The sequence below is a fragment of the Streptomyces sp. NBC_01363 genome (assembly GCF_026340595.1).
Classification (GTDB): domain Bacteria; phylum Actinomycetota; class Actinomycetes; order Streptomycetales; family Streptomycetaceae; genus Streptomyces.
This window is the reverse complement of the sequence record NZ_JAPEPF010000002.1, coordinates 2,344,440-2,361,411: the sequence shown is the minus strand read 5'-3', so window position 1 is coordinate 2,361,411 and position 16,972 is coordinate 2,344,440. Positions and strand designations below refer to the sequence as shown.

Here is a 16,972-nt window from a genome sequence, read left to right as displayed (position 1 = left end):
AGGGCCGGCCCCCGGTCGTCGGCTGGGGGGCCGGCCCTCACTGTTGTTCAGCCGCGGCCGGGCACCCTCGAAGACGCGCCACCTTCACGCGCACCGTCCTCGCCCACCCTCGCTTCGGGAACCTCCCCCGTCTCGGGAGCCCCCGCCGCCCCGGGGACCTCCGCCCTCGTCTCGGGAGCCCCCGCCCGCGTGTGTCGCAGCAGGATCAGTGAGGTCACAGCCATCGCGAGGAGCAGGCCGACCGCGGTCCAGGAGGCGACGCGCAGCCCGTGCGCGAAGGCCTCCCGTGCGACGTCGAGCAGCTCCTCACCGGTACGGGACGGCAGGTGCTGCGCAGTCTCCACCGCGCCGCCCAGCGTGTCCTTCGCGGAACCGACCGCGTCGCGCGGCAGACCGGCCGGAGCCTCCCGGGCCACGTCGTGCCGGTACACGGCGGTCCCGATGCTGCCCAGGATGGCGACGCCGAAGGCGCCACCGAACTCAGTGGCGGTCTGGGACAGTCCGGAGACCGATCCGGCGCGGTCGGCCGGCGCCGTGGCGATGACCAGGTCGGACGTGGTCGTCATGACCAGCGTGATGCCGGCCGCCATGATCACCGTGCCGAGGGCGAGCACTCCGACACCGGAGCTCGCGTGGAGCTGGGAGAGCACGCCGTACCCGGCGGCGGCGACCACCAGGCCGCCGGTCACGACCACTCCGGGTCGTACGAACCGCACCAGCAGCGGGGCCGTCGCGGAGCTGACCAGGGCGGCGCCCGCGGCGGGCAGCGCCCAGAGCCCCGCCTGCAACGGCCCGAACCCGAGCACCATTTGCAGGTACTGGGAGGTGAAGAGGCCGGACCCGACGAGGGAGAAGATCGCGAGCACGCTGGTCGCGACGGACGCGCTGAACGCCCGGTCGCGGAACAGCCCTACATCCAGCAGGGGTTCGGCCAGGAAGCGCTGGCGCCTCAGGAAGTACCAGCCGATGCCGAGACCCACGAGGAAGACGACGACGGGTACCGCGCTCACTCCGTCCTCGGCCATCTTCTGGATGCCGTAGACGGCGGGCAGTACCGCGGCCAGTGACAGCGCGGCGCTGAACAGATCGAATCTGCCGGGCTTCTCTGCTTTGGACTCCGGGAGCAGCGGCGGCGCGAGGATGAGCAGCAGCGCCATGACGGGCAGGTTGACCAGGAAGACCGATCCCCACCAGAAGTGTTCGAGGAGTACGCCGCCCAGGAGCGGGCCGAGGATGGCGCCGGCGGCGAACGCGCCGGTCCACACGGCGATGGCGATGCGACGCTGCCCGTCGTCGCTGAACATGTTGCGGATGAGGGACAGGGTGGACGGCATCAGGGTGGCGCCGCCGAGCCCCATCAGGGCGCGGGTCGCGATGAGCATGGCCGGTCCACTCGCGAGGCAGGCCACCACCGAGGCCAGTCCGAAGACGACCGCGCCGATCATCAGGAGCCGTCTGCGGCCGATCCGGTCGCCGAACGAGCCCATCGTCAGGAGCAGCCCGGCGAGGACGAACGGGTAGATGTTGACGATCCAGAGGAGTTCCGCGCTGCTCGGGCCCAGCTCGGCGCTGATGAACGGCAGTGCATAGGACAGCACTTGCATGTCGAGGGAGACCAGCAGGACGGGGAGGATGAGGACGGCGAGTCCTGTCCACTGCTTCCGCCCGGCCCTCCTGGTCGGCTGTATCGCCGCTGTGTCTGCGTTGCTCATGGCGTGTTCCGCTCCTGCTTCGCTGCCCGGTTCTGCGCCTACGCGTTGAGGTAGGCGAGTACTGCCAATACACGCCGGTTGTCGTCTCCCGACGCGGTGAGGCCCAGCTTCGTGAAGATGCTGTTGGTGTGTTTGCTGACCGCTTTCTCGGAGACGAACATCTTGGCGGCGACCGCCGCGTTGGACCGTCCTTCGGCCATCAGCCCGAGCACTTCGCGTTCCCGCTCGGTCAGGGCGTGCACCGGGCTGGTCTCGGTGTCGTGCTTGATCAGCAGCTCGGAGACCACTTTGGGATCCATGACGGTTCCGCCCGCGGCCACCTGACGGACCATGTCGACGAAGCGGCGCACGTCGAAGACGCGGTCCTTGAGCAGATAGCCCACGCCCCCGTTCTGGTCGGACAGCAGTTCGCGCGCGTACATCTGCTCGACGTGCTGGGAGAGCACCAGGATGGGCAGCCCCGGCACCTGCGTGCGGGCCTGCACGGCGGCGTGCAGTCCTTCGTCGGTGAAGGTCGGTGGCAGTCGTACGTCGACGATGGCCACGTCGGGCCGGTGCTGGAGCAGGGCCCGCAGCACGGCGGGGCCGTTGTCCACCGCTTCGACCACTTCGAAGTCGTGGACTGTGAGCAGTTGTACCAGTCCCTCCCTCAGCAGGGCCAGGTCCTCGGCGATCACAACGCGCACGGAAGCTCCATCGTCACTAGGGTCGGTCCGCCGGTCGGGCTGCTGATGCCGAGTTCTCCGTCGAAGGCCGCGAGTCGGCGTTGCAGGCCGCGCAGGCCGCTGCCGCCCTCGGCGTCCGCTCCGCCGCGTCCGTCGTCGCCGACCTGGGCCCGGAGTTTCCCGCCGGCGTACCAGAGGCGCACGCTCGCGCGGCCCGCGCCGCTGTGCTTGGTGATGTTGGTGAGTGCCTCGGCGATCACGAAGTACACGGCCGACTCGACCGGCAACTGGGGCCGGGAGGGGAGGTCGATCTGCACTTCGACGGGTACGGCCAGGCTCACCGCCAACGCCCTCACGGCGCCGTCGAGTCCGCGCTCGGCCAGTACGGGCGGGTGGATGCCGCGTACCAGGTCCCGCAGTTCGGTCAGTGCCTGGCTGCTGGATTCCACGGCGTCGGCCAGGAGTTTGCGCACCATGGCGGGGTTGCTTTCCAGCAGGGTGTCGGCGAGTCCCAGGCTCATGCCGAGGGACACCAGTCGGGCCTGCGCGCCGTCGTGCAGGTCCCTCTCGATCCTGCGGAGTTCGGCCGCCTGGGACTCCACAGTCTCCGAGCGCGTCTCGGTCAGCCGCTCCACCCGCAGGGTGAGCCTGGCGTTGCGGGTGGGGGACAGCAGCAGTCGGTTGAAGCGGATGTGCAGCCGTGCCAGTGATGGTGAGATCAGCAGGCCGAGGACCACGAACAGCATGCCCTGCGGGATGGCGAGGTTGGCCTCGGTCTGGTCGGTGATGAACCAGATCGCTCCGAAGCCCCAGTGCGGTCCCATGCTCTCCCAGAGGAGGGGGGTGACGAACATGCCGTTGAGGCCGTAGGCGACGAACGAGGCGGGCAGCAGTCCCAGGATCAGCCCGACGGGTGTGTCGAGCAGCGTCCACAGGAAGTCCCGCCAGGTGGCGGGGTCGGACAGCAACTGGCGGCAGTGCGTGACCGACCCGGCGGTGTCGTAGGGATCGTTCGAGTCGGTGGGGCGGTAGGGCGTTTCGATGGGCACGCCGGACCATTCTTCGGCCGTCCGCCGGTGGAAGTTGGCCAGACCGCGTACCGCGATCATGACGACCGGGAGGACGAGGAAGCCCACTCCGACGACCAGTGAGGCGAGAGTGACAACCATGGCGGTGAACAGGACGAGGCTGCCGATCTGGGAGAGCACGGCGACCGTCAGGCCCCGTGCGCACCAGTGCAGCCGTTGCGCCAGGCCGCGGGACGATGCCGGTAATCGTGCGGCCCAATTCTTGTTCAACTGCTCCAACCTCCTGTGTCCCGGAAGCGTTCAGGTCCTGTCCGGGCGATCGAGTTCCCCACGGGCCCATGATGCAACACGTGCGGGCGGTGACCGGGCGGTCTCACTCGACCGTGCCCAGTGTCACGGCGTTTCAAGGATCGCGCGTGAACCCTGGTGGAGTAGTGGGGAAAGGCCCAGGTCAGGGGTGGACTTTTCTCTACCCCCCTTGTGGACACAGACCCATCGGTCGTCGCTCTTCCCGTCCGTAGCGTGGTTGTCGTGATCGCGTCCCCCTCGCGACAGGCACTGGGAGCTTTGAATGGACACCACCGCAGTCGACGACACAGTACGGCTCGACGCCGTTCGCAAGGTCTATGGCGAGGGCGCCAATGCCGTGACCGCGCTCGACGGCGTCAGCCTGAGTTTCCAGCGCGGCAGCTTCACCGCCGTGATGGGCCCGTCGGGTTCGGGCAAGAGCACCTTCCTGCACTGCGCGGCGGGGCTGGACCGGCCGACTTCCGGCACCGTCCTGCTGGACGGCGAAGATCTCAGTGGCTACGACGAGACGACGCTGACCAAGATGCGTCGCGAGCGCATCGGCTTCATTTTCCAGGCCTTCAATCTGCTGCCCGCCCTTTCGGTGCTGCAGAACGTCACGCTTCCGCTGAAACTCGCCGGCCGGCGCCCCGACCGGGCCCAAGTGACCAAGGTGATCAATCGTGTGGGGCTCGGCGATCGTACCGGAAGCCGTCCCGCCGAACTGTCCGGCGGCCAGCAGCAGCGCGTGGCGATCGCCCGCGCGCTGGTCACCGGGCCCGCGGTGGTCTTCGCCGACGAACCGACCGGTGCGCTGGACACCCGCACCGCCCGTGAGGTGCTGCGGCTGATGCAGGAGTCCGTACGGTCGCTGGGGCAGACCATCGTGATGGTCACCCACGACCCCGTGGCCGCCTCGTACGCGGACCGGGTGGTGTTCCTCGCCGACGGCCGGTTCGTGGGCGACATCTACAACCCGACGGCCGAGGCGGTCGCCGAGCGGATGACTCGCCTGGGCGCCTGGGCCGACGAAGAGCCCGTGGCCTACGGCCAGCATGTGCCGAACGCGGCCGGAGGCACGTACTGATGTTGTCCCTGGCTCTGCGCACGCTGCGCTTCCGCAAGGGCGGATTCGTGGCCACCTTCATCGCCATGTTCTTCGGCGCGGCCCTCATCACGGCCTGCGGCGGCCTCATGGAGAGCGGCGTCCGCGACGCGGTGCCGCCCCAGCGGCTGGCCGCGGCTCCCCTCGTGGTGGCCGGCGACCAGAAGTACGACGATGCCCAGCTGTCCGAGCGGGTCCGGCTCGACGCGGCGCAGGTACACGCCGTCGCCGCGGTGCCCGGTGTCGGCAAGGCCGTCGCCGACGTGTCCTTCCCGGTGGCGGTCGTACGTGACGGCCGCCCGGTGACCGACCTGTCCGACACTGCTACCGGCACTGAGCACCGTCCGCTCGGCCACGGCTGGGACTCGGCTCAACTGGCCCCTTACACCCTCATTTCGGGAGCCCGGCCCGGTGCGGCCGGTGATGTGGTGCTGGACGCCGGGCTGGCCGGGCAGGCGGGCGCCTCCGTCGGCGACCGGGTCCGGATCGTGGCCGACGGACGGCCGCAGGAGTTCCGGCTGGCCGGAATCGTCAAGCAGGCAGGCGGCCGTACGGCTTCGCAGCCCGCGGTGTTCTTCACCGACGAGCAGGCCGGCGCGCTGAGCGGCCGGGCCGGCACGGCGGACGCGATCGGTGTGCTGCCCAAGGCGGGCACCGACACCGCCGAGCTCGGCAGCAGGATCGAGCACGCCCTGAACGGCAAGGCGGCCGTCATGCTGACCGGCGAGAACCGGGGGCTCGCCGAGTTCCCGCAGGCCGCGAGCAGCCAGAAGAGCCTCGTCACGCTGTCCGCGATCTTCGGCGGCTGGGCGATCCTGGTCGCCATGTTCGGGGCGTCCTCCACGCTGGGGCTGACCATTCAGCAGCGGCACCGCGAGATGGCCCTGATGAAGGCGATCGGCACCACCCCGCGGCAGCTGCGCCGCATGATCCTGGGCGAGACGCTGGTCGTCGCGACCGTCGCCTCGGTGCTGGGCTGCCTGCCCGGCGCGCTGCTCAGCGAGCTCATCTTCGACAAGCTGGTCTCCGCCGGAATGGTCTCCGGGGCCGTCGAGTTCCACCTCGGCGTGGTGCCGGCCCTGGTGGCTGTGGGCGCCTCGCTGCTGGCCGGCGTCGGTGCCGCGTACATCACCGCCCGGAAGATCGCCAAGACCCGGGCCACCGAGGCGCTGGCGGAGAGCTCGATCGAGGGGCGCTGGCTGACCCGTACCCGGGTCGTCCTGTCCGTGCTCTTCCTCGTCGGCGGCGCCGGCATGGCCGTGATGACCATGACCATGATGAAGGGCGACCTGACAGCCAGTACCGCGGGACCGGCCTGCATCATGTGGGCGATCGGCCTGGCGCTGCTCGCCCCCGGCTTCACCAAGGCCATCGTGGCGCTGCTCCAGGGCCCGCTGCGTGCCCTCACGGGACTGCCGGGACAGCTCGCGGTGCTCAACTCCCGGGCCCATACGATCCGGATGGCCGCCACCATCACGCCGATCATCCTGCTGACCGGCATCGCCACCGGCACGCTGTACATGCAGCAGATCGAGGACGCCTCCAACCGCTCCGCGCACACCGGGATCCTGCGGGCGGACGACGTGCTGACGTCCGAGACCGGTGGCCTGCCCCCCGGCACCCTGGACCGGGTGCGGCAGGTACCGGGAGTCGGCGCCGCCTCCGACTACGTGACCAGTACCGGGTTCGTGCAGAGCCCCGAGGACGCCGAGCAGACCAGCGACGGCTGGCCGCTCCAGGGTGTCAGCGACGCCAAGAACCTCTCGGTGCAAGCCGCGGCCGGTTCGTTCGGCGGCCTGCGCGGGAACAGCGTCGCGCTGCCCGTCGAGCACGCCGCTTCCCTCGGGCGCGGTGTCGGTGATTCCCTCACCCTGCGGCTCGGGGACGGCACTCCGGTCAAGGTGAAGGTGGCTGCCACCTACCGGGCCGAGGGCGACGCGGCAGCACTGCTGCTGCCCGCCCAACTGCTGGCCGCCCACACCACCGACGGGGCGGCGCGCCAGATCCTGGTGCGCCACGCCGCCGGAAGCGACTCCACCGAGGTGACCGCGGCACTGTCCGCGCTGGTCAAGGACCAGCCGGGGGTCAAGGTGACCGACAGCGCCGCGCTGGTCGCCGGGCGCACCGAGGGCCAGCAGCAACTGGCCACCATCAACTACCTGGTGGTCGGCATGATCGTCGGATACACCGCGATCTCGGTGGTGAACACGCTGATCGCGGCCACCGGCCGGCGTCGCCGGGAGTTCGGCCTCCAGCAGCTGACCGGCTTCACGCGGCGGCAGATCATGACGATGATGAGTGTGGAGAGCGTGCTGACCGCCGTCGTCGGTGTGCTGCTCGGCACGGTCGCCGCCGCGGTCACGCTCTTCCCCTACAGCGTCGCCAAGCTGGACCGGGTGGTCCCGTCCGTACCGGTGTGGATCTACCTCGCGGTCGTGACCGGCGCGGTGGTGATCACCTTCACGGCGACCCTGCTGCCCACCTGGCGGGCCACCAGGATCCGACCGGTGGAAGCGGCGACCGCCGCGTAGGGAAGCCCCTGAAAACCAAAGTGAAGGGCCGGAAGTCCATCCCCCGTAAGACTCTCCGGCCGGGCCCCACCGCCTTGCAGGCGGTGGGGCCTCACCTTCTTCCCACCCCTAGGTGGGGGTGGTTAGGGGTTGGCCGGACACGTGCCCGGTGAGAGCCTTCACCGGTGGACGACACACGTATGAGGGGCAAGTGAGTTGACGAGCAGCGTGCAGGAAAAGAGCGATTGGATCCAGCGCTTCCACCCGGCTCCGGACGCCAAGAACCGGCTCGTCTGCTTTCCGTACGCGGGCGGCGCGGCAAGTTATTTTCACCCTGTCTCGGCCGCGCTGTCGCCAGGAATCGACGTGCTGGCAGTCCAGTACCCGGGCCGGCAGAACCGCAGGACCGAGCCTCTGCTGCGCTCCGTCGACGAGCTGGCGCGGCACGCCACGACGGCGCTGCGCCCCTGGGCGGACCGGCCGTTGACGCTGCTCGGCCACAGCATGGGCGCACTGGTCGCCTTCGAGGTGGCGCGGCGGCTCGCGGGTGACGGCGCCGCCCCGCTCTCCGTCGTCGTTTCCGGCCGCCGTTCGCCGACCAGCGTGCGGCACGAAGACGTGCACAAGCGGGACGACCAGGGGATCGTGGCCGAGATGGAGCGGCTGGGCGGCAGCGACGTGCGGATGTTCCAGGACCCCGAGCTGCGGGCCCTGTTCCTGCCGGTGATCCGTGCGGACTACGAGGCCGTGGAGACGTACCGCTACCAGCCGGGGCCGTCCCTGCCGTGCCCGGTTCTCGCGCTGCTCGGGGACAACGACCCCATGGCGACGCTCGACGAGACCCGTGGCTGGGCCGAGCGCACGACCGCGCCGTTCGAACTGCGGACCTTCTCCGGCGGGCACTTCTACCTCAACTCCCATGCGGCGGCCGTGACTGAGGCGGTACGGGAGAACATCGCGTCCCTGAGCAGCTGATACCGGCGAAACTCCGCCGCGTTGGGATCTGCTGGACTGGTCGGTGCCTGCCGACGGCGTTGCCACGTTGGTGCGGTGTTGATCGATTGAGGGCGCGTCAGGGTGTGTAGGGGTCGGGTTGGGGCCTGGCTTACGCTGCGATGGGCTGGTCGGTGGCGCCGGTGATCTCGTCCCAGATGGCGAAGCGGGTGGTCATCTCGGTGCGGTATTCGGTGGCGGTCATCAGGTGGCGGCGTGGTCGGAAGTGCGGTGGGATGCCGCTGAACGCGGCCAGGAACCGCTGGGCCCCGCCGGTACGGCGGAAGCCCTTCATCGCGCGTTCGCGCTGCCTCGTCGGCTGATGGCTGTTCTCGGCCCGGTTGTTCAGGCCCTTGTGGGCGCGGTGCTCTACGGGGGGCATGACCTCGCGGTGGGCCGCGCCGTAGGAGCGGAGCTTGTCGGTGACGATCGCCCTCGGCACCGAGCAGGTCTTCTTGAGCAGTTTGCGGAAGAACCGCCTGGCTGCAGCGGTGTCCCGCCGGTTCTGGACCAAAATGTCGAGCACGTTGCCATCGGCGTCGACGGCCCGCCACAGGTACTTCAGCTCACCGTTGATCCTGAGGAAGACCTCGTCCAGGTGCCACTTGTCGCCCGGCTGCACACGCCGGCGGCGCAGGCCGTTGGCGTAGGCCTGCCCGAACTTCGTACACCGGCGGCGGACCGTCTCGTGGGAGACGATCACGCCGCGTTCGAGCATCAGCTCCTCGACCTCGCGGAACGACAGCGGGAAGCGGAAGTACAGCCACACGCAGTGCGCGATGATCTCCACCGGGTACCGGTGCCCCTTGTACGACGGCGGCGCGCTGTCCACGGACGACCCCTCCCAGCACGACCAACCAGAAGATCATCCCAGGCCGGTCAGTCAACGTGACAGTGCCAACGCGAGGGCGGCGGCCCGAAGGCGAAGGCCCAGCCCGCCGGGTACCGACCTGGATCACCCCGAACACCCGACATGGCGCACACCACGGGCGTAACCCTCACCACATCGAGCAAACCTAGCGCCTACTCGGTTTTCGTGCTTTCCTGTGCTTGGCCCGCAGGTCGAAGGCCTCGCCCGGCCCGCGGCTCAGGCGCTCCCCGCCCCTTCTCGCCCCGCAGGGGCACGGCCACCAAGGAAGTTGGTCATGAGCACATCCGAGACACGGCACACGTCTGCCTCCCCGCGGAACGTCGTCACGGACACAGCGCAGGACGCGCCGCCGGCCGGACGCGGCGCCAACCTGGGCGGGCTGCTCTCGCTGCTCGCCGTCGGCAACATCGCGATGTACATGGTCTACATGGGGGTCGGGCAGGTTCTGCTGCCGCTCCAGGTGGAGGCCATCGACCCGGCGGACAAGGTCGCCAACTTCGGTCTGGTCTCCGGCATCTCCGCGATCTTCGCGACGCTCTTCAACCCACTCGCCGGTGTCCTCTCGGACCGATCCCGGCGGCGAAATCCCTGGATCCTCGGCGGCGGCATCGCGGCCCTGGGCGCGCTCGCGCTGCTCGGTGCGATGAAGTCGATCCTCCTGGTCACCATCGGCTGGTGTCTGGTGCAGGCGACGATGAACGTCTACCAGGCGGCCATCACCGCGGTCGTGCCCGACCGGGTGCCGGTCGAGCGCCGCGGGCTCGCCTCGGCGACGGTGGGCATCGGCATCCCGGTCGGCTCGATGGTCGGTGTCGCGCTGGCCACCATGTTCGTGCCGCACGACGTGCCCACCGGGTATCTGGTGCTCGGCGCGGTCATCGCGGGCGCGGCGGTGCTGTTCACCTCGCTGGCGCGGGAACGGAAGCTGCCCGAGCAGGACACCGTGCCGCTGGGCAAGCAACTGGCCGCGTTCGCGGCGGCGCTGCGGGTGGCGGACTTCCGGTGGGCGTTCGTCGGCCGGTTCCTGCTGACGCTCGGCTACTTCGTGATCGTGGTGTACCAGCTGTACATCCTCCAGGACCACATCGAGCTGCCGAAGGGCCTGAGCCCGACCGACGCGATCACGATCATGACGCCCGTGAACTCGATCGCGATGCTGGTCGCGACGGTCGCCGGCGGTGTCCTCTCCGACCGGATCGGCCGCCGCAAGCCGTTCATCGCGGCCTCCTGCGTACTCACCGCGGCCGGCATGGTGGTGCCGCTGGTCAGCCCGGACTGGACCGGCATGCTGGTCTTCTCCGTCATCAACGGGCTCGGCTTCGGCTGTTTCATGGCGGTGGACACCGCGCTGGTCACCCTGGTGCTGCCGAGCGCGGAGGACGCCGCCCGCGACATGGGCGTGCTGAACATCGCCAACGCCGGCCCACAGATCATCGCCCCGTTCGTCGCCTCCCTGGTGGTCGGCGCGTTCGGCGGCTACGACGCCCTGTTCGTGGTCGCCGCCGTGGTCACCGCCCTCGGCGCCCTGTCCGTCGTCCCGATCCGCAGCGTGCGCTGACCGTCCCAGCCGGGCCGGTCCCCCTCTTGGAGAACCACATGAGCACCACCCCCACCCTCCGTAACGACGGCCACCCCTACCAGGACCCGTCCCTCCCCAGCTCCGAGCGCGTCGCCGACCTCATCTCCCGGATGACCCTGGAGGAGAAGGCCGGTCTGCTCTTCCAGACCATGCTGACCATGCACCCCGACGGCCGCCCGGTCGAGGCCGGCGAGGATTCCATGGTCTCCACGGACACCACCGGCATGGTGCGCTCCAAGCTCATGAGCCACTTCAACCTCTTCGGCACCGCGGGCCCACGCCAGATGGCCGAGTGGCACAACACCCTCCAGGAGATGGCCGCGAGCACCCGTCTCGGCATCCCGGTCACCGTCTCCACCGACCCCCGCCACTCCTTCACCGCGAACATCGGCGCCTCCATCGAGGCCGGTGCCTTCTCGGCGTGGCCCGAGCCAACCGGTCTGGCCGCCACCCGCGACCCGGAACTGGTCCGCCGCTTCGCCGATGTCGCCCGCCGCGAATATCTCGCGGTCGGCCTCCGCGTCGCCCTGCACCCGCAGATCGACCTGGCCACCGAGCCCCGCTGGTCCCGCCAGATGGGCACCTTCGGCGCGGACGCCGCACTCACCGCCGAGCTGGTCCAGGCGTACGTCCTCGGCTTCCAGGGCGAGCGTCTCGGCCCGGACAGCGTGGCCACCATGGTCAAGCACTTCCCCGGCGGCGGCCCGCAGAAGGACGGCGAGGACCCGCACTTCCCGCACGGCAAGGAGCAGATCTACCCGGGCGGAATGCGCGAGCACCACCTGGCCCCGTTCAAGGCGGCCATCGCGGCCGGCGCCTCGCAGATGATGCCGTACTACGGCCAGCCGGTCGGCACCGACTGGGAAGAGGTCGGCTTCGGCTTCAACAAGGGCGTGATCACGGGGCTGTTGCGCGATCAGCTCGGCTTCGGCGGCATCGTCTGCACCGACTGGGGCCTGCTCAACGACGAGGCGATCTTCGGCGAGATGCACCAGGCCCGCGCCTGGGGCGTCGAGCACCTGACCGTCGCCGAACGCGCCGCGAAGGCGATCGACGCGGGCGCCGACCAGTTCGGCGGCGAGTCCTGCCCCGAGGTGATCGTCGACCTGGTCCGCTCCGGCCGCCTCTCCGAGGACCGCATCGACCGCTCCGTACGACGTCTGCTGCGCGAGAAGTTCGTCCTCGGTCTCTTCGACAGCCCGTACGTCGACCCCGACGCGGCCGAGGAGATCGTCGGCAACGGCGAGTTCCGCGCGGCCGGCCAGTCGGCCCAGCGCCGCTCACTCACCGTCCTGGTCAACCACGAGCGGACACTGCCGGTTGCCGACAAGCGTCCGAAGCTGTACGTCGAAGGGCTCGACGTGCGGGTCGCGGCCCGGTTCGGCAAGCTGGTGGACGACCCCGCGGACGCGGACCTCGCGGTGCTGCGCCTGTTCACCCCGTACGAGTTCCGGGAGAACAAGTTCGAACAGCTCTTCCATTCGGGGCGCCTGGACTTCACCGAGGAGGAGCTGAAGCCGGTCCTGGACCTCCTCGACGCCGTACCGACCGTCGTCTGTCTGAACCTGGAGCGGCCCGCCGTCATCCCGGAGATCGCCGAGCGGGCGGCGGCACTGATCGTCGACTTCGGCGCGAGCGACGAGGCGCTGCTCGACGTGGCTTTCGGGCGGGCCAGGGCGGAGGGCCGGCTGCCGTACGAGCTGCCGCGCTCGATGGCCGCTGTCGAGGCGTCCCGGTCCGATGTGCCCCACGACACGGCCGATCCGGTCTTCCCCTTCGGGGCCGGACTGGACCTCTGAGACGCTTCGGACACCCGGATCCCCGCCCCCCACCCCACAGAGCAGGAGTCACCCCTGATGACCACCAGCCCCACCGTCCTGACCAGCAGCGGCCCCGTGCGCGGCGAGCGCCGCGAGAGCGGGATGCGGTTCCTCGGCATCCCGTACGCCGCGCCGCCGGTCGGTGAGTTGCGGTTCGCGGCTCCGGTTCCGCCCGAGCCGTGGACCGAGGTGATGGACGCGACGGCGTACGGGCCGACCGCTCAGCGCCGTCCGTTCGGCGAGGTCACGACCATTCCCGAGCCGACCGTTCCGGGCGAGTCGATCCTCAACCTGAATGTGTTCACCCCGGACGTCGCCTCCCCTGCCGGGAGCGGTCTCCCGGTCCTGGTGTGGATCCACGGCGGCGGTTACGTGGCCGGTTCGGCGGCCAGCCCCTGGTACGACGGGGCGGCCTTCAACCGGGACGGCGTGATCGTGGTCTCGTTCGGTTACCGGCTGGGCATCGAAGGCTTCCTGCACCTGGCGGACGCGCCCGACAACCGTGGGGTGCTCGACTGGATCGCGGCCCTTCAGTGGGTGCGTGACAACATCGCGGCCTTCGGCGGCGATCCGTCCAAGGTGACCGTCGCGGGTCAGTCGGCGGGCGGCGGCGCGGTCCAGACACTGCTCGCGACGCCTGCCGCGCAGGGCCTGTTCCGCGGCGCGATCTCGGTGTCCGGAGCGGTGATGCAGCCGCAGGGGCGGGACATGGCGCTGACCATCTCCCGCCTGTTCACCGAGCGGACCGGAGTCCCGGCGACCGCCGCCGCGCTCCGCGACAAGTCCGACGACGAGCACCTCGCCCTCATGGACGCGTTGAACGCGCCCGGCCCCGAGCGCCAGTCACTGCCGCTGGTCGTCCTCGCCCCCTTCGCCGACGGCGAGCTGGTCCCCGCACCGGTGATGGACGCTCTCACCACCGGCGACGCGGGCACCGGTACCTCGCTGATGCTCGGCTTCACCTCCCACGAGTTCAACCTCATGCCCGCTCCGGACGGCGGCGAGGAGATGCTGCGCGCCGCGCTGGCCGCCATGGGCCTGGACCCGGACCGCACCCAGCGTTTCCTCGACCTCAACAAGGACACCCCGGGCGCCCTCCTCGGCCAGGCGGCCACCGACACCACCTTCCGCGCCCCCTCGCTCGCCATCACCGAGGCCCGCGCCGCCCGGCAACTCCCCACCTGGCTCTACCAGTTCGAGTACACGTCCACCGCCGCGACCTACGCGGGCCTGGCGAGCCACTGCCTCGACCTGCCCTTCGCGTTCGGCTTGCCCGCCGACGCCGAAGGTGTCACCGCCGCTCTGGGCGAGAACCCGCCGCAGCGCTTGACCGACGCCATGCACTCCGCCTGGGTCGCCTTCGTGACCGATCTCGACCCGGGTGCCGGCTGGCCCCGCTACACCACCTCACAGCGCTCCACGATGATCTGGGACGCCGAGCCGCACACCGAGTCCGACCCCCTGGGCCCGGTCCGCGGGATCTGGCTGGGCTGACCCGGACGGCGAGGCGGGCCGGTCAGCTCTCCGGCCGGTCCTCCTCGCCACCGGACCGTTCCGGCAGCCCCGCCCCGTCCACCGTCACCGACCGCAGCAACCGGTCGAAGTAGGCCCGCAGCCGCCCCACCATGTCGTACGTCTCCGGGGCGAGCGCCCACTGCAGCTGCAGCCCGTCCATCACCGCCGCGATCTCCGCGGCCAGCGCCTCCGGGTCGGTGTCGGGCTTGACCTCACCACGCTCGACGGCGTCCCGGAGCTCCCTGCCGATCTCCTCGATGACCATGCGGTAGCGGCCGACGAAGAAGTCGTGTGCGGGGTGGCCCCGCTCGCCCGCCTCCCCTACCAGCGCGTTGAACATCTTGGTGCGGCCCGGCCGGTCGGCGTTGTACGCCGCGAGGCCGAGCAGCGTCTGAAAGGTCTCGACGGCGGACTGCGGCTCGCGCGCGAAGAGTCGCTCCCCGCCCTGCTCGTCGGTCCGCTGCAGCACCGAGATCAGCAGATCCTCCTTGCTGCGGAAGTGGTGCAGCAGCCCACCCTGCGTGATCCCCACGTCCTTCGCGATCCGCGCGAGCGACGAGGCATGGAACCCCCACTGCGCGAAGTGCTCGACAGCGGCGTCCAGAATCCGGGCACGGCGCTCGTCACCCACGGCGTAGCTGCCACGAGCCGCGGTTCTACGGGGCTTTCCATCCTGCGTGCGGTCCATGCGGACCACCTTAGTAGGGTCGGGGACTGGCGCGGTTGCTGACGCTCCGTTTCCAGTCCCCGCCGCTTCAAACCGTGCATGCAGTTCTCCCGCACACGGCTTTCCGACATCGTTCACCGACTGGCATGCGCTGTCGCCCTGCGTACGTTTCCGGTAAGACGGTAGACGCCGAGCCGGGTGATCCACCCATAAGTAAATCGGGTGGCCCAATTCCTGCCCGCGAGTCTGTGTTTCGTGCTGGCGAAGATCGCCAGCCGCTCGTGGACGTAACCGTCGACCACGTTGAACTTCCTTCCGGAGTTTCCGTTGCGGAAGTACGCAGCCCATCCCCGCAGTACGGGGTTGAGATCGGTTACTACGGCGGATACCGGCCGCTCAGTTTTCGAGCGAGCGGTCGCCGCGCGGACCTTGTCACGCAGTACCCACATCGCTCTGGCTGAAGGCCAGCGTTGCAAGTAGTACCTGCCCCGCCATTTCCACGATTCCCTCTTCCGGTGGTGGAAGCCGAGGAAATCGAATCCTTGCCCGCCTCGGGTGAGGCAGACGATGCCGGTCTTCTCGGGGTGCAACCGCATACCGAGTCTTTCCAGCACTCGTGCCGCTAACTCACGGGCCTGTTCCGCCCGTTGTTCGGTCGGCGACAGGACCACGAAATCATCGCAGTACCTCACCAGCGTCCCCAGCCGGCGGCCCTCGCGCTGCCACGCCTCATCGAGAACGTGCAGCGCGACATTCGCCAGCAACGGGGAAATCGGTGATCCCTGCGGGGTTCCCGCCCCGGTCGGGGACGTCACCCCGCCCTCCAGAACTCCCATCCTCAGCCAGGCCCGGATCAGCTTCAGCATCGGCCGGTCCACCACACGCCGGGCCACCTGGGCCATCAGCGCCTCATGACCGATCGTGCCGAAGCAGTCCCGGATGTCGGCCTCGAACACCCACTCCCGCCGCTGGTTCGCCGCGACACGCACTGCCTCGCAGGCGTCGATCGCGGACCGCTTCGGCCGGAATCCGTAGCTCGCCTCGGTGAACTGAGCCTCGAATACTGGTTCAAGGACCAGTTTCGCAGCCGTCATCACCACACGGTCCGCCACGGTGGGGATCGAAAGCGGCCGGAACTCCCCAGGCCGCCCCGGTTTGGGAATCTGGACCCGCCGCAACACTGACGGACGATACGTATACATCCGCAGTTTCCGCGAAAGGTCCTGGAGGAATGCATCCACCCCCGAGGTTTCCACCGCGTCGACGGTCATACCGTCCACGCCAGGGGCGCCTCGGTTTGCGCACACACCGGCCCATGCCCGCCGAAGAACGTCCATGCGGTGGACATGGCCATACAGGGCGTGAAACCGGCGTTCGGGCTCTTGCTTGGCACAGTGGTACAGCGCCCGTTGCAGGGCTCGGACCTTGTCCAGAGGACGGCGGCCCGGTCCCGCGGCGCTTTCCTCCCGGCGGATGGAACTAGCCGAAACGGCACTCATCCGGGTCCCTCCCTGTTCGCGAATCACATCGATGAAGCAGGGGCCCTTCGCTCCCAGCGGGTTGTGTTGTCCCGCCGATCACCACTACTACGACCCCCTCCGACCGCCTCTCGGCAACCTGCCATTTCCCGGTTCTGCCGGTTATAGGAAGGCCACGCTTCCCGGGCCGCAAACCCGGGGCCGAGGAGGCTCTCTCCAGTTCCCAGAACAACCTTCCAACCATTCCACGCCCCTTACGCCGGGAGGTTCTTCAACGACCGCTCCAGGTCCGAGATCGTCTTCCGTGGCCTTCGCCAAACAAGCACAGGCTCGGCTCCTCCTTGGCCCGCCCCAAGCGGAGCGGGGGTTAAATGACGACGCTGCAGGCTTCACTTCATGTTGCGGACTGGTCGGTTGCACGCCCCCGGAGGGCGCTTGTCACTCCACTTCGACGCCACCATTTCGAGCGACGCCGGGAGTCAGCTACCGGGGACCCTGGCGTCTCCCCGAACCGGACTCACACCGGCTGGCTGTCCTGAGCTTGACGTCCGGTTACATCCCCACATCCCTTCTGAGCTGCGATGACGCCCGGACTGCTGGACGTACGCTTGGCGTTTAACGTCCACCCGGGGGCAGCTCGTTGAGCTGACCCCGGGCTTCGCCGTTCCGCAGACAGCAGAGCGGCCCTTGCGTGATCATGTCTTCTCGCTGAAGTCGACATGGATCACAACAAAGGCCGTG

At 69.4% G+C, this 16,972-nt stretch carries 12 protein-coding genes; 6 read left to right on the top strand and 6 right to left on the bottom strand.

Features of this window, described 5'->3' with window-relative positions; translation table 11 throughout:
- Window positions 1–47: 47 nt before the first annotated feature.
- Genes OG611_RS38235 through OG611_RS38225 form a run of 3 tightly spaced genes read right to left on the bottom strand, consistent with a single transcriptional unit; the run spans window position 48 to window position 3,675 of the window.
- Window positions 48–1,712, bottom strand: a complete 1,665-nt coding sequence (locus tag OG611_RS38235) for an MFS transporter (protein WP_266430961.1) — start codon at window positions 1,710–1,712, stop codon at window positions 48–50.
- A gap of 38 nt (window positions 1,713–1,750) precedes the next feature.
- Window positions 1,751–2,398 carry a response regulator transcription factor gene (locus tag OG611_RS38230; RefSeq protein ID WP_266430959.1) on the bottom strand — a complete coding sequence of 216 codons (648 nt, stop codon included), beginning with the start codon at window positions 2,396–2,398 and terminating at the stop codon, window positions 1,751–1,753.
- The gene (locus OG611_RS38225) at window positions 2,386–3,675 is read right to left on the bottom strand and encodes a sensor domain-containing protein (protein WP_266430957.1); all 1,290 of its coding nucleotides are present in this window, start codon (window positions 3,673–3,675) and stop codon (window positions 2,386–2,388) included. Before OG611_RS38225 ends, OG611_RS38230 begins: the two co-directional genes overlap by 13 nt.
- A 301-nt stretch (window positions 3,676–3,976) precedes the next feature.
- Here OG611_RS38225 and OG611_RS38220 point away from each other — a divergent pair, with 301 nt between their 5' ends.
- From OG611_RS38220 to OG611_RS38210, 3 genes are all read left to right on the top strand, one after another.
- Window positions 3,977–4,780: an ABC transporter ATP-binding protein gene (locus OG611_RS38220; RefSeq protein WP_266430955.1), complete on the top strand. Its 804-nt coding sequence runs from the start codon at window positions 3,977–3,979 to the stop codon at window positions 4,778–4,780.
- Window positions 4,780–7,329, top strand: a complete 2,550-nt coding sequence (locus OG611_RS38215) for an FtsX-like permease family protein (protein WP_266430953.1) — start codon at window positions 4,780–4,782, stop codon at window positions 7,327–7,329. The genes OG611_RS38220 and OG611_RS38215 overlap by 1 nt, the downstream gene beginning before the upstream one ends.
- A 207-nt stretch (window positions 7,330–7,536) precedes the next feature.
- A complete protein-coding gene (locus OG611_RS38210; RefSeq protein ID WP_323180338.1) occupies window positions 7,537–8,283 on the top strand; it encodes an alpha/beta fold hydrolase in 747 nt (248 codons plus the stop codon).
- Between the two features lie 130 nt (window positions 8,284–8,413).
- Here the strand turns inward: OG611_RS38210 and OG611_RS38205 are convergent, their stop codons facing one another.
- Window positions 8,414–9,133 carry an IS6 family transposase gene (locus tag OG611_RS38205; RefSeq protein WP_266430949.1) on the bottom strand — a complete coding sequence of 240 codons (720 nt, stop codon included), beginning with the start codon at window positions 9,131–9,133 and terminating at the stop codon, window positions 8,414–8,416.
- Window positions 9,134–9,446: 313 nt separating this feature from the next.
- On the opposite strand from OG611_RS38205, the gene OG611_RS38200 reads away from it, so the two are divergent.
- The 3 genes from OG611_RS38200 to OG611_RS38190 are packed head-to-tail and all read left to right on the top strand — an operon-like array spanning window position 9,447 to window position 14,065.
- Window positions 9,447–10,730, top strand: coding sequence for an MFS transporter (locus OG611_RS38200; RefSeq protein WP_323180327.1), 1,284 nt, complete (start codon window positions 9,447–9,449; stop codon window positions 10,728–10,730).
- 38 nt (window positions 10,731–10,768) lie between these two features.
- Window positions 10,769–12,550 (top strand): glycoside hydrolase family 3 protein, encoded by a 1,782-nt coding sequence (locus OG611_RS38195; RefSeq protein ID WP_266430945.1) that lies wholly within the window; start codon window positions 10,769–10,771, stop codon window positions 12,548–12,550.
- Window positions 12,551–12,607: 57 nt separating this feature from the next.
- On the top strand, window positions 12,608–14,065 hold the full coding sequence (locus tag OG611_RS38190) for a carboxylesterase/lipase family protein (RefSeq protein WP_266430943.1): 1,458 nt from the start codon (window positions 12,608–12,610) through the stop codon (window positions 14,063–14,065).
- A gap of 22 nt (window positions 14,066–14,087) precedes the next feature.
- Here the strand turns inward: OG611_RS38190 and OG611_RS38185 are convergent, their stop codons facing one another.
- On the bottom strand, window positions 14,088–14,774 hold the full coding sequence (locus OG611_RS38185; RefSeq protein WP_266430941.1) for a TetR/AcrR family transcriptional regulator: 687 nt from the start codon (window positions 14,772–14,774) through the stop codon (window positions 14,088–14,090).
- Window positions 14,775–14,887: 113 nt separating this feature from the next.
- A complete protein-coding gene (gene ltrA / locus OG611_RS38180) occupies window positions 14,888–16,090 on the bottom strand; it encodes a group II intron reverse transcriptase/maturase (protein WP_266426162.1) in 1,203 nt (400 codons plus the stop codon).
- Window positions 16,091–16,972: the final 882 nt, after the last annotated feature.

Bases quoted from the DNA above. Each gene is read 5' to 3' on its own strand.
- OG611_RS38235 (WP_266430961.1), bottom strand. From the start codon at position 1,712: ATGAGCAACGCAGACACAGCGGCGATACAGCCGACCAGGAGGGCCGGG.
- OG611_RS38220 (WP_266430955.1), top strand. From the start codon at position 3,977: ATGGACACCACCGCAGTCGACGACACAGTACGGCTCGACGCCGTTCGC.
- OG611_RS38215 (WP_266430953.1), top strand. From the start codon at position 4,780: ATGTTGTCCCTGGCTCTGCGCACGCTGCGCTTCCGCAAGGGCGGATTC.
- OG611_RS38200 (WP_323180327.1), top strand. From the start codon at position 9,447: ATGAGCACATCCGAGACACGGCACACGTCTGCCTCCCCGCGGAACGTC.
- OG611_RS38195 (WP_266430945.1), top strand. From the start codon at position 10,769: ATGAGCACCACCCCCACCCTCCGTAACGACGGCCACCCCTACCAGGAC.
- OG611_RS38190 (WP_266430943.1), top strand. From the start codon at position 12,608: ATGACCACCAGCCCCACCGTCCTGACCAGCAGCGGCCCCGTGCGCGGC.
- OG611_RS38185 (WP_266430941.1), bottom strand. From the start codon at position 14,774: ATGGACCGCACGCAGGATGGAAAGCCCCGTAGAACCGCGGCTCGTGGC.
- ltrA (WP_266426162.1), bottom strand. From the start codon at position 16,090: ATGGACGTTCTTCGGCGGGCATGGGCCGGTGTGTGCGCAAACCGAGGC.